Source organism: Bradyrhizobium sp., from assembly GCF_030693485.1.
Taxonomy (GTDB): Bacteria; Pseudomonadota; Alphaproteobacteria; order Rhizobiales; family Xanthobacteraceae; genus Bradyrhizobium.
Window position 1 is genome coordinate 1 of record NZ_JAUYAN010000069.1, and the last position, 12328, is coordinate 12328.

The window sequence follows — 12328 nt, forward strand, 5'->3', positions numbered from 1 at the left end:
TGCCCCGGCCGGCCGTAGCGGCTCGGCTCCAGCCCCCTGTGCAGTTGCGGGTTGAGCGCGTTGAAGACGACGGCGTTGCGGTCGCTGCCGGCTTTCAGCGTCTCGTGCTTGTCGACGAAGTAGCCGGCTTGCGGTTTCGCGGCAAACGTCGCCGGCGGATAGCCCTTCGCGGGTCCGGCTTCGAGGGCGCGGCCCTCGGCTTTCCATGCGTCGAGCCCGCCATCCAGCACCGACACGTTGTCGAAGCCCAGCGATTTCAGCATCCACCAGAACCGCGTCGCCCATTGCGGTGTCCCGATGCTGTAGAGCACCACGCGGCTGCTGACGCCAACCCCGTGCCGGCCGAATGCGGCCTCGAGCTGTGCTATGGCCGGCATCATGAAATGCAGATCGATGCCGGCTTGCGAGAATTCGCCCTGCAGGTCGAGAAAATCCGCGCCCGGAATATGCCCGGCCTCGAAGGTATGCCGGCCCGGCACCGCGATATAGGGAACGCCGGAGCCTTCCGGCTGATATTCGAGATAGGTGGTGCAATCGAACAGCCGGAGATCGGGATGCTCCAGCATGCCGGCGAGTTCCGCCGTCGTCATAAGCCCGTCGTGTTCTGGCATCTATGGTTCCTCCCCGTTCCGGTCATGCTAGGGCAGGCGGTAAGGGCTGGAAAGGTTAAGCGCGTCTTGACGTTTGCCCTTTAATCCCCGGATTCCGGCCCGATATAGCGGTGAAGGGCCGGCGCGGCGCCGAAGCCTTGCCTTGACCGCGAAATGGCCGAATAAGCTATTGAACCAAAAGAGAAATAATCCGACCCAAAGAAGGGGCCCGGCATCTGCCACGGGCCCCTTGGTGAATGTCACCAAAACCTGATATTCGAGACGCCATGAACAAGCCCGAAAAGCCCCCGCAGAGCGACATCGCCGGTCCCAGCGCCCGGCATAAAACCACCCAGGTCATGGTCGGCAATGTCGCCGTCGGTGGCGGCGCGCCGATCGTGGTGCAGTCGATGACCAACACCGACACCGCCGATATCGAGGGCACGATTGCGCAGGTGGCGGCACTGGCGCGCGCCGGTTCGGAGATGGTGCGCATCACCGTCGATCGCGACGAGGCCGCCGCCGCGGTACCGCATATCCGCGATGGCCTGCGCAAGCGCGGCATCACCACGCCCCTGATCGGCGATTTCCATTACATCGGCCACAAGCTGCTGGCCGATCATCCCGCCTGCGCCGAGGCGCTCGACAAATACCGCATCAATCCCGGCAATGTCGGTTTCAAGGCCAAGCGCGACACCCAGTTCACCGACATCGTCGAGATGGCGCTGAAGTACAACAAGACGGTTCGGATCGGCGCCAATTGGGGATCGCTGGATCAGGAACTGCTGACCAAACTGATGGACGAAAACGCGCTGCTGCCGGCGCCGAAGGATGTCCGCGCGGTGACCCGCGAGGCCATGGTGCAGTCGGCGCTGTTGTCGGCCGCGCGCGCCGAGGAAATCGGCCTGCCGAAGAACCGCATGATCCTGTCGGCCAAGGTCTCGGCGGTGCAGGACCTGATCGCGGTCTACGAAACGCTCGCCGAACGTTCCGACTACGCTATCCATCTCGGCCTCACCGAGGCCGGCATGGGCTCCAAGGGCATCGTCGCCTCGTCGGCCGCGCTCGGCATCCTGCTGCAGCAGGGCATCGGCGACACCATCCGGATTTCGCTGACGCCGGAGCCCGGCGGCGACCGCACGCTGGAAGTCCAGGTCGCGCAGGAACTGCTGCAGACCATGGGATTCCGCACCTTCGTGCCGCTGGTCGCGGCATGCCCCGGCTGCGGCCGCACCACCTCGACCACCTTCCAGGAACTGGCGCGCTCGATCCAGGATTTTATCCGCGAGGAAATGCCGAGCTGGAAGACCCGTTACCCCGGCGTCGAATCGCTCAACGTCGCGATCATGGGCTGCATCGTCAACGGCCCCGGCGAATCCAAGCACGCCGATATCGGCATCTCCTTGCCCGGCACCGGCGAAACCCCGGCGGCGCCGGTGTTCGTCGACGGCAAGAAATTCCGCACCCTGCGCGGCCCCAACATCGCAGGCGAATTCAAGGCGATGGTGATCGACTATATCGACCAGCGCTATGGCGGCGGCGCGAACGTGCCGGTGACCGCGGCGGAGTAGGGCGCGGTTAGCGCCACGTAGCCCGGATGGAGCGAAGTTATCTCAGTCGTTCGGCGGCGGACGGTCTGTCCCCTCTCCCGCTTGCGGGGGAGGGTTAGGGTGGGGGCTCTCTCATCCGCTAGCCCGCAAGCAGTTTGTCCCGCTGAAGCACCCCCACCCCGGCCCTCCCCCGCAAGCGGGAGAGGGTGAAGAAAGCGACGCCACCGTCAGCCCTTGTCGGCTGCGAGATATCCTCGGATTGCACTTCGCGCGGTCCGGGCTACGATGGCCGTCAATCAAGAAAAGCCGGAGGCCGCCACATGAGCTCGTTATCCAGCAAGCAAGGCCCGCGCTACCGCCACACCTCGGGCGAAGGAGCGCCCTATGAGACCATCGGCGTCGAAAAGCTCACCCCGATCATCGGCGCGGAAATATCCGGCGTCGACCTCGCAAATCCACTCTCCAACCGGACCATGGACGAGATCCACCGCGCGCTCGCCGAAAATCTCGTGATCTTCTTTCGCGACCAGCACATCACGCCGCAACAGCATCTCGCCTTCGGCCGAAAATTCGGCGAGCTGCATATTCATCCCGCCGCCCCCCATGAGGGCGACGATCCCGCGCTGATGAAGATCTATGCCGACAAGGATTCACCGCGCGCCAATGGCGAGGGCTGGCATTCGGACGTGTCCTGCGACCTCGAGCCGCCGATGGGCTCGATCCTCTACATCAGGCAATGCCCGCCGCGCGGCGGCGATACGCTGTTCGCCAACATGTATGCGGCTTACGAATCGCTGTCGGACCGGATGAAGACCTATCTCGATGGCCTCACTGCGCTGCATGACGGCGAATCCACCTATCGCGGGCTCTACGCCAATTACGGCGTCGCCGATCGGCCGGCCTATCCGCGCGCCGAGCATCCCGTCGTGCGCACCCATCCGGTGACCGGCAAGAAGGCGCTCTACGTCAACCGCGGCTTTACCCGCCATATCATCGGCATCCCCCGCGACGAAAGCGACGCCATGCTGGCCTATCTCTACCAGCACGCCGAAAACCCGCTGTTCCAGTGCCGCTTCCGCTGGACCGAAAACGCCATCGCGTTCTGGGACAACCGCTGCGCCCAGCACCGCGCGATGTGGGACTACTGGCCGCACACCCGTTCGGGCACGCGGGTGACGGTGAAGGGCGAGCGGCCGGTGTGAGTCGCCGATCCCCGGCGCCAACAAAAAAGCCCCGGACGATGCCGGGGCTTTCGAGTTTGTCAGGAAGGAGAACGCACTCAGTACCGGGCGACGAGAGGGCCGCCGAACTTGTAGCTCACGCGACCGAGGACCGACCAGTTGTCGACATAGGTGCTATGATTGCTGAAAACGCCAGCCGGAGCGTTGGTTGCGAGCAGAGCGCTCTGACTCAGACCGCCGCAGCAGCGGCCGAAGTCGTAGTAGTTTCCTTCGACGCCGAGGATCCAGTTCTGGGTTGCCATCCACTCGACACCGCCGCCGACGGTCCAGCCGACGCGCGTGTCGTTGCGCTGGTTGTAATCGAAGTTGTCTTGAATTCGCGTATTGATTTCGCTGAATGCAACACCGCCCTTGACGTAGAACAGCCACTGGCCGCTGGCGATGCCGAGCCTCGGCGTAACGGTTGCGATCCATTCCTGCCTGGTGCGGAACGTGTCGCTGGCCGGGAAGTACGGGCTGATCACGGTGCGGTTCAGGTCGGTATACGAGATCGACCCTTCGATACCCAGCACAAACTGGCCCGTCTGCCAGTTGTAGCCGGCGTGACCGCCGCCCATGAAGCCGCTGGTGTTATACCGGAAGCTGTCACCGGCCACCAGGTTGTAGTGACCCGCCGTCGCAAAATCGTAACGGGATTCGCTCTCAGTCCAGCCGGCATGGGCACCGATATAGAAACCGGTCCAGTTCCAGACCGCGACGACCGGCGGCGGTGCCTTGGCGTAACGAGGCGCCATGTCGGCCGCGGAAGCGGCTCCGGTGAACATCATGGAGACAGCAGCAGCCGCCAGTGCGATTTTCTTCATTGAGGCCCCCTTGCTTGCCGGAAAAACATTGCAAAACCTGAAGGCAATTTACACGAGGTCCACGCGATATACCGTCACTGGTTTGCAACAGCGCCGGACAATCGATGCGGGCAGAGTGTGCCGGCTACGCCTATTCGGAGCCGGCGGACGCTTGCGGCGCAGTGGCGTTCGGCCTCCACCGAAGATAATTTGTCTCGTATTTTCAATATACAAGGGGAGGAGCGGCAGCCCTGCTGTTTGATTCCGCCGGCCCCGTCGGAGGCCCGAAGCACCAGCCCGCGTTGACGCGCCAACGGCCCTGCGTCAAGGTTTGCACAAGGTAAAAAAGCCGCTCCGGAGGCCCGCCCATGCTCCGCGCCGAGGACAACAAATTCCTGACCGAAAGCAATGCCGGCACCGGGATGGGCGAGTTGCTGCGCCGCTTCTGGCTCCCCGTGCTGCTCTCCGAAGAACTGCCTGACGCCGACGGTCCGCCGAAGAAAATCGTCGTGATGGGCGAGGAACTGCTCGCCTTCCGCGATTCGCGTGGCGTGGTCGGTGTCATCGATCAGTATTGCCCGCACCGCGGTGCCAATCTCTGGCTCGGCCGCGTTGAGGAATGCGGCATCCGCTGCGTCTATCACGGCTGGAAATTCGACACCGACGGCCGTTGCGTCGACATGCCGACCTCCTATCCCGATCTCAATGCCAAGGACCTGATCCGCATCAAGTCCTACCCGGTGCGCGAATGGGGCGACATGATCTGGGCCTATATGGGCCCGGCGGCGTCGGTGCCTGAATTGCCCGATATGGAAATGGCGCTGGTGCCGGCTTCGCACCGCTACGTCTCGAAGAAATGGCAGGACTGCAACTGGGTGCAGGCGCTGGAAGGCTCGATCGACACCGCGCATTTCACCTTCGCGCATCTGAGCTTCGAGAAGGAAGAGAACGAAATCCTCGACATCAAGAAGCATTTTGTGAACCCGCTGCTGCGCGTCGCCACCGATCACATGCGCTGGATCGCCGAGGATCCGCGGCCGGTGATCAAGATCATTCCGCATGACGCGGGGCTGACCATCGGCGGCGGCCGGGTCACCGGCAGCGACAACATCTACTGGCGCATCGCCCAGTTCCTGATGCCGGTGCATGCCTACGCCCCGAGCGCGATGCCGGGCGAGAACATCTTCGGCCAGAGCTTCATTCCGGTGACCGATACCAATTGCTGGATCTACACCTATGCCTGGAATCCGGAGCGCCCGATTACGCAGGCCGAACGCGACGCCTATGACCGCGGCAATGGCGTGATCTCCGAGGTCGACGAGAACTACGTGCCGCTGCGCAACAAATCGAACGACTATCTGATCGACCGCAAGCTGCAGAAGACGAACAGCTACACCGGCATCAAGGGCGTCTCCGAGCAGGACGCCGCGGTGCAGGACAGCCAGGGACCGATCGCCGACCGCAGCCGCGAGCATCTCGGCCCGACCGACCTCGGCATCATGCATTTTCGCAAGACCGTGATGGATGCGGCCCGCGCGCTGCAGCAGGGCAAACCGCCCGCGCATCTGGCGCAGCAGCACCGCTACGCCGTACGTTCCGGCGCCTGCGTCACCAGCAAGGCGAAGGACTTACCTGCTGTCATGGTCGAGCGCTTTGGCGATGCGACCGGCTTTGTCGGCCGGCCGCGCATTGCGGCGGCGGAGTAATTCTTCCGTCATCGCGCGCCAAATGGTCGCGCGAACGCGCGCCCGATGACTGGCTCGGCGAAGCAATTCAGCCTTCCTTCTGCTGCAGAATCAATGGCTTCGTCGCAAGTGCTCCTCGCAATGACGGGAGCCCCATATCCGCATTGTTGCAGGCCTGCCTTCGCGATGGCGACGCCGATCTGGCGCGGCGGTTCTTCGCCGCGGCAACGGCGGCGATCGACACGCCCTGGGAAATCTCTTCAGCCGCTCGCGCGGCAATGAAAAGATTTCCGGGGCGGCGGCACGGGGCTAGGCGTGCCTCACTCGCGCAGATCGTAGCGGTAGGACTTCGAGACGATCTTCCAGCCATCGGCCAGCTTCATCGCCACCAGATAGTCGGTAAAGTAGCGCGGCGGCAACTGGCAGCGCACCTTGATGAAGGCGGTGGATTCATCCGAGCGGTCGATCGTGACGATGAAATCCTCGCGTGCCTTGCCCTCGGCTTTTCCGGAGGGGCGCTTGCGGACGCGATCGAGCCAGTCCGGCACGGTCAGAATCTGCAGCGCGCCCTTCTCGACCCAGCGCAGGTCCGCGGTGGGGTGAAAGACCTCGCCGAGCTTGTCGGCGTCGCCCTCATAAAGAGCGTCGAAATAATGCTGGACGACGGCTTCGACGCTGGAACGGTCATGGCTCACGTTGCGGCTCCCTGGGGTGGAATTGGTCTAGATTGAATTAAGCCACGAATGGATCGATGGCGCTACGAATGTCTTGCGTTTCTGACGCAGACGTGTGGTGCGATCGGAAAAGCCGAATGAAGAAATTCCTGCCGGAGAACGTGGCAAGATCCGCACGTTCCGGGTAAAGATGGCGCAGTTGGATGGCCTGCGGGAGATATTGCGATGACGATCGACACGGACCGGATCGATGACGCCGTTTTGGCGTTGCTGCATCTTACCCTTCACGATGAGAACCGGGCCTCGAAAGGCTTCGAAGGGGATGCGCTGGGCCGGTTACAGCAAAAAGGAATGATCGACGGTCTGGCCGACGAGAAATCGGTGACCTTGACGGACGACGGGCGGCAACGTTCGAAGCAATTGTTCGAGGCGATGTTTACGAAGAAGGCCGCAAGTCAACCCGTGGAGCAATTCGCGGGGCAATCCAGGTACCCGCATATCAAGGTCGATCTGGCGGATCTGGGCGATCAGCTCTGGCCGATCCTGCGCCGGGTGAGCTACGCCATGAGCGACGCTGACGTGAACGAAGCGGATATCGAGCAGTACAAGGCCGAGGTCAAAGCCGGCGGCGATCCCGTCACCGTCAGCAGCCGGTGGGTACATGTCGAGCGCAGGGCAGGTTAGCGCACCGCACATCTTACGCTTCCCTGGAGGTTCCCTGCAGGGGAGGATGAACCGAACGTGATTGAAAAGGAGCGAACCGGCGCGGCTTTGGCGGCACTAATGACCAGGAGTTCCAGTTCCACTCGCGGCCTGGTGATGAATGCCCTCGATCACGCCGGTTTCGGGCGTGAGGTGGCTCACAAAAGCCGCCGCCGGGTTCTGATAGGCAGGCTCCAGTGCTAACAACGGCCACCGTATGAGAAGCGTCATGATGAAATCGCCCCGATCCCCAGGATTGCGCCAGCTTTTCCTCGCTGCCGCGGCATTGCTGCTGGTGTGCCAGCCGGCATGGGCCGAAAAGCGCGTGGCGCTGGTGCTTGGCAATGCGGCCTATCAAAACGTGGCCAAGCTTCCCAACCCGGTCAATGACGGCGCCGTGATCGCCGCGACCCTCAGGAATGCCGGCTTCGACGTGGTCGATTCGCGGCAGGATCTGCCGGCGGCGGAAACCCGCCGCACGCTGCGCGATTTTGCCGACCGCGCCCGCGATGCCGACATCGCCGTGGTCTATTACGCCGGCCACGGCATCGAGGTGGACGGTGCGAACTACCTGATCCCGGTCGACGCCAAGCTGGAACGCGATACCGACGTCTATGACGAAGCCCTTTCGCTGGACCGCGTGCTGCTGGCGATCGAACCCGCCAAGAAGCTGCGGCTGGTGATCCTCGATGCCTGCCGCGACAATCCGTTCTCGAAGAACATGAAACGTACCGTCGCGTCGCGCGCGATCGGGCAGGGGCTGGCCAAGGTCGAACCGAACAGCCCGAACATGCTGATCGCCTATTCGGCCAAGGCCGGATCGACGGCGGCGGATGGCGACGGCAAGAACAGCCCGTTCACGGTGGCGCTGTCGAAGCATCTGACGACGCCGGGGCTCGATGTGCGCCGCGCGTTCGGCTTCGTCCGCGACGAGGTGCTGAAGACCACCAGCAACCGGCAGGAGCCGTTCGTCTATGGCTCGCTCGGCGGTGAAGACGTGCCGCTGGTGCCGGCGCCCGCCAGGGCGGCGCCGGCTGCGTCCGCGCCCAGTCCGCAGGCCGAAGCGCGCCGCGACTACGAACTGGCGCTGCAGATCGGCAACAAGGACGCGCTGAACGCTTTCATTGCGCAGTATCCCGACGGCTTCTACGCCAGCCTCGCCAAGATCCAGCTGACCAAATTTGCCGCGGAAGAAGCCCGCGTCGCCGCCACCGAAAAGGCACGGCTGGCCGAACAGGAGCGGGCGCGGCTTGCCGCCGAAGGCGCCCAGAAAGGTCTGCAGGCCAAGGCCGATGCCGACGCGAAAGCCGCGGAGCAGGCCCGTATCGCCGCTGAAAAAGCCAAGCAGGTCGCCCAGGACAAGGTTACCGAGGCCGAGCGCACCCGCGCCACCGCCGAACAGACCACGGGCGTTCCGTCGACGGCGCAGCCGGCCGATCAAACAACGAAACTGGCCGCGCTGAACGCCGGGCCGCCGCAGGCCGATCTCACCAAATCCGTGCAGACCGAATTGCGCCGCGTCGGCTGCCTCAGCGCGGACGCCGACGGCAACTGGAACACCGCGTCGCAGCGCTCGCTGACGCTGTTCAACCGCTATGCCAAGACCAAATTCGACACCAAACTGGCCTCGACCGACGCGCTCGACACCATCAAGCTGAAGACGGCGCGGGTCTGCCCGATGGTCTGCGATCACGGCTACAAGGCCGAGGCCGACCGCTGCACCAAGATCACCTGCGCCACCGGCTCGTTCCTCAATGACGACAATGAGTGCGAGAAGCGCCGCGGCAAGCAGCCGGTCGCCAGGCGCGACAGGCCGGAACCGAGGCAGGCTCCGGAAGCACGGCAGGTTCCGCAGGCACAGCAGGCCATTGCCGGGCGCGCACAAGTACGGACGGGTGCAGGTATCGGAGCAAGAGGCCAGCCGCTTACCGGCATCGAGCGTGAACGGGGCTGCAACGGCTACAGCGCCATCATGTCGGGCGTGTGCCCGTAACCATAGGCCGCAGTCCCGGCTCTGCAACGGAGAAATCAACACAGGCCCCGTAAAGCGGGGCCTGTATCGTTAGATCGCACTGGCCGCGATGTTGACCATCAGCGCGACCGGCGCGGTGTTGAAGATAAACGCGATGATGCCGTGCACGGTCACGGTGCGGCGGATGATCTTGTCGGTGATGCCGACATCGGCGACCTCGGCGGTCATCCCGATCACGAAGGCGAAATGGATGAAGTCCCAGTAGCACGCGGACCGGCGCGGGCATCTTCTTCAGCCGGGTGGCAAGTTCGTCGAGTTCTTTCCTGGCCGCCGTCACGTCAGTTCTTGCGGTCGGCGACGAACCGCGACGTCGCGCGCAGCACGTCGCCCTTGGCGCCGAAGATCGAGAGTGCGGAATCGGCCGTGGCCAGCAGGTCGCGCACCCGCTGCTTGGCGCCGTCGATGCCGAGCTGGGTGACGAAAGTGGTCTTGCCCAGCGCCGCGTCCTGTCCGGTCTGCTTGCCGAGCGCCGCCGCATCGCCCTCGACGTCGAGTAGGTCGTCAGCGATCTGGAACGCTTCGCCGAGCGCGCGGCCGTAATCGTCGAGCGCCTGGTATTGCGCCGGAGAGGACTGGCCGAGGATGGCGCCCGCGATGCAGCCATAGCGCAGCAGCGCGCCGGTCTTCATCTGCTGCAGCCGCGCCACGTCGACCGGCTCGCGGTCGCCGAACCGGCCTTCGCCGGCGAGGTCGAGCATCTGGCCGCCGACCATGCCGCCTAGTCCCGAAGCCCGCGCCAGCGCGCGCGCCAGCTTCAGCCTTACGTTGGCGTCGCCGTGAATCTCATCGCGGGTGATGATGTCGAAGGCCAGCGTCAGCAGGCCGTCGCCGGCCAGGATCGCGGTGGCATCGTCGGTCTGCTTGTGCAGCGTCGGCCGGCCGCGGCGCAGATCGCTGTTGTCCATGGCGGGCAGGTCGTCATGGATCAGCGAATAGCAGTGGATGCATTCGAGCGCGGCGCCGGCCAGCAGCGCTGCCTCGCGCGGCACGCCGAATACGGCGGAACTCTCGACCACCAGGAACGGCCGCAGCCGCTTGCCGCCGCCGAGGCTGGAATAGCGCATCGCGTCCATCAGCCGTTTCGGCCGCGCGATCTCGTCGGGCAACAGGGCGTCGGACAACAGCTTCGCCAGCAGCGCCTCGGTATCTTCCGCGGTCTGGTCCAGTCGTTTTGCAAAGTCAGTCAGTGCAGTGCCGGTCGTCATCAAGAATAGCTCCAGATCGGTTCGAGCCGGACCATCGTTGATGGCACCGGCTTCGTCAATTCCGGCCGAACCGTCCGCGATGCCTTAAAAGGGCTGGAAAAAAGCCGGAGGATCAGGGACATATCGTCAGGTCGGACCGGCCTCGCCGGCCCGCGTCCGTTGCCTTGAAGCAGAAATCCGCCAATTTGCGCATTGCCCGAAATTTGCTGCTGATCGTGCTGGCGGTGCTGTTGCTGCCGTATCTGGTGGCGCCGTTCTATCGCGTCGGCCATCCGGTCTCGACGCTGATGGCGTGGCGCTGGCTGACCGGTGCGCCGGTGTCGCGGCAATGGATCGATTTCAGCGCCGTTTCGCCGGCGCTGCCGCGCTCGGTGGTGGCCTCCGAGGATGCCAAATTCTGCAGCCACCGCGGCGTCGACTGGGACGCACTGCGCGAGGTGATCGACGACGCCGAGGACGGCGAGGTGGCGCGCGGCGGCTCGACCATCACCCAGCAGCTGGCGAAGAACCTGTTCCTGTGGCCGGGCCGCAGCGTGGTCCGCAAGGGCCTGGAGATCCCGCTGGCGATCTGGATCGATCTGGTGCTGCCAAAGCAGCGGATCCTGGAAATCTACCTCAACATCGCCGAATGGGGCCCAACCGGCCAGTTCGGCGCCGAGGCGGGGGCGTCCTACGCTTTCGGCCGCTCCGCCTCCACGCTGTCGCCCCGGGAAGCCGCCCTTTTGGCGGCGATCCTGCCCAATCCGGTCAAGCGCAGCGCCCGCAATCCCGGCCCCGGGGTGCGCCGGCTGGCCGGGACCTATACGGCCCGGGCGCAGGCCGTGGCGTTACAGCGCTGCTGGCGGGAAAATCGCGCTTTTTGAGCCATTTGACCGTATTTTGAACCTAGCTTTGGGGCATTCCATCCTCTATAAGCGCGGCCTTATCGGCATTTCAGCTCGCGCTTCGTTGCGCCGGGCGTCCGCACCGGACGATGCCTCCGACACACCCCTAGAGGACACCGACATGGCCGTTCCCCGAAGAAAAACATCGCCCTCGCGGCGTGGCATGCGCCGCTCGGCGGACGCGCTCAAGAAGCCGACCTATGCCGAGGACAAGGACTCCGGCGAATTGCGCCGCCCGCACCACCTCGATCTGAAGACCGGCATGTACAAGGGCCGCCAGGTCTTGAAGGTCAAGAAGGAAACCTGATCGCGGCGTGAGATTGGCCAGGGGATCACCAAGTCGGCCTGAATTTGGCCAACCAGTGAGATAAAGCGCGTACCAGCCGCGAGCTGGATCGTTCGCTCTTGCCTGAAAAGAAGGCCTCGCCGTCGATGATCGGTTTTCCGCTTCTTCTGATTCCGCTGGCGATCTACAACATCATCGCCTTCCTGATGCGCGACGTATCGTTCGCCGCGCCGCTCTTTACGGTGCCGCTGCCCTCGGGCACCAGCTGGCCGGTGACGCTGACCGATGGCCTGCTGACGCTCGGCATCCTGATGTTGCTGTGCGAGATCATCAAGGGCGCACGGCCCGGCGCGAAATACCTCACGGACCATCTGCTGTCGCTGCTGGTGTTTGGCGGCGCGGCCGCGGAATTCGTGCTGCTGCCGCAGTTCGGCACCTCGACCTTTTTCCTGCTGACGCTGCTGGCGCTGGTCGATTTCCTGTCGGGCATTGCGCAGCGCCGGCGTCGCGGCGCGTCGGCGGCGGCGCCTGCCGTCTCGCGGCGGGAGGCGCGGAAAGTCGAGGCGGCTACCGAACCCGAATTCGAACCGGTGTCCACGCCGGCCGCTTCGGCGCCCGCAGCCGTGCCGCTGGATCGCGTAGAGCCCAGGATCGCCCATCCCGAGGTCACGCCGTCCGCGCCCTCGCCGGAGGTGCC

General features: G+C 64.3%; 12 protein-coding genes and 1 pseudogene. 8 read left to right on the top strand and 5 right to left on the bottom strand.

Going from position 1 to position 12328, the window contains the following annotated elements:
• Positions 1–611: sulfurtransferase (locus tag Q8N40_RS05350; RefSeq protein WP_305711073.1), on the bottom strand; the 611-nt coding region annotated here is incomplete at its 3' end.
• A gap of 266 nt (positions 612–877) precedes the next feature.
• Between Q8N40_RS05350 and ispG the strand changes: the two genes are divergently transcribed.
• Together ispG and Q8N40_RS05360 are read left to right on the top strand one after the other, a co-directional pair.
• Positions 878–2161 (top strand): flavodoxin-dependent (E)-4-hydroxy-3-methylbut-2-enyl-diphosphate synthase, encoded by a 1284-nt coding sequence (gene ispG / locus Q8N40_RS05355; protein WP_305711074.1) that lies wholly within the window; start codon positions 878–880, stop codon positions 2159–2161.
• 299 nt (positions 2162–2460) lie between these two features.
• Positions 2461–3342, top strand: a complete 882-nt coding sequence (locus Q8N40_RS05360; protein ID WP_305711075.1) for a TauD/TfdA family dioxygenase — start codon at positions 2461–2463, stop codon at positions 3340–3342.
• 77 nt (positions 3343–3419) lie between these two features.
• On the opposite strand, the gene Q8N40_RS05365 is transcribed toward Q8N40_RS05360, so the two are convergent.
• Complete coding sequence (locus Q8N40_RS05365) at positions 3420–4184, bottom strand: outer membrane protein (RefSeq protein WP_305322429.1); 765 nt, start codon at positions 4182–4184, stop codon at positions 3420–3422.
• Positions 4185–4531: 347 nt separating this feature from the next.
• Here Q8N40_RS05365 and Q8N40_RS05370 point away from each other — a divergent pair, with 347 nt between their 5' ends.
• Positions 4532–5869: a Rieske 2Fe-2S domain-containing protein gene (locus Q8N40_RS05370; protein ID WP_305711076.1), complete on the top strand. Its 1338-nt coding sequence runs from the start codon at positions 4532–4534 to the stop codon at positions 5867–5869.
• 299 nt (positions 5870–6168) lie between these two features.
• On the opposite strand, the gene Q8N40_RS05375 is transcribed toward Q8N40_RS05370, so the two are convergent.
• Complete coding sequence (locus tag Q8N40_RS05375) at positions 6169–6543, bottom strand: nuclear transport factor 2 family protein (RefSeq protein ID WP_305711077.1); 375 nt, start codon at positions 6541–6543, stop codon at positions 6169–6171.
• 204 nt (positions 6544–6747) lie between these two features.
• On the opposite strand from Q8N40_RS05375, the gene Q8N40_RS26675 reads away from it, so the two are divergent.
• Both Q8N40_RS26675 and Q8N40_RS05385 read left to right on the top strand, forming a co-directional pair.
• Positions 6748–7206 (top strand): DUF6429 family protein, encoded by a 459-nt coding sequence (locus Q8N40_RS26675; RefSeq protein ID WP_370870790.1) that lies wholly within the window; start codon positions 6748–6750, stop codon positions 7204–7206.
• 250 nt (positions 7207–7456) lie between these two features.
• Complete coding sequence (locus tag Q8N40_RS05385) at positions 7457–9217, top strand: caspase family protein (RefSeq protein ID WP_305711079.1); 1761 nt, start codon at positions 7457–7459, stop codon at positions 9215–9217.
• 69 nt (positions 9218–9286) lie between these two features.
• Here the strand turns inward: Q8N40_RS05385 and Q8N40_RS05390 are convergent.
• Positions 9287–9466: pseudogene (locus Q8N40_RS05390) on the bottom strand (DUF1345 domain-containing protein); the annotation flags it as partial.
• 68 nt (positions 9467–9534) lie between these two features.
• Positions 9535–10461 carry a polyprenyl synthetase family protein gene (locus Q8N40_RS05395; RefSeq protein WP_305711078.1) on the bottom strand — a complete coding sequence of 309 codons (927 nt, stop codon included), beginning with the start codon at positions 10459–10461 and terminating at the stop codon, positions 9535–9537.
• A gap of 164 nt (positions 10462–10625) precedes the next feature.
• On the opposite strand from Q8N40_RS05395, the gene mtgA reads away from it, so the two are divergent.
• The 3 genes from mtgA to Q8N40_RS05410 all read left to right on the top strand — a co-directional run.
• Positions 10626–11324, top strand: coding sequence for a monofunctional biosynthetic peptidoglycan transglycosylase (mtgA, locus tag Q8N40_RS05400; RefSeq protein ID WP_371135619.1), 699 nt, complete (start codon positions 10626–10628; stop codon positions 11322–11324).
• A gap of 142 nt (positions 11325–11466) precedes the next feature.
• The gene (rpmF, locus tag Q8N40_RS05405; RefSeq protein WP_305317923.1) at positions 11467–11652 is read left to right on the top strand and encodes a 50S ribosomal protein L32; all 186 of its coding nucleotides are present in this window, start codon (positions 11467–11469) and stop codon (positions 11650–11652) included.
• A 98-nt stretch (positions 11653–11750) separates the two neighbouring features.
• On the top strand, positions 11751–12328 hold a 578-nt coding region (locus tag Q8N40_RS05410), incomplete at its 3' end, for a hypothetical protein (protein WP_371135620.1).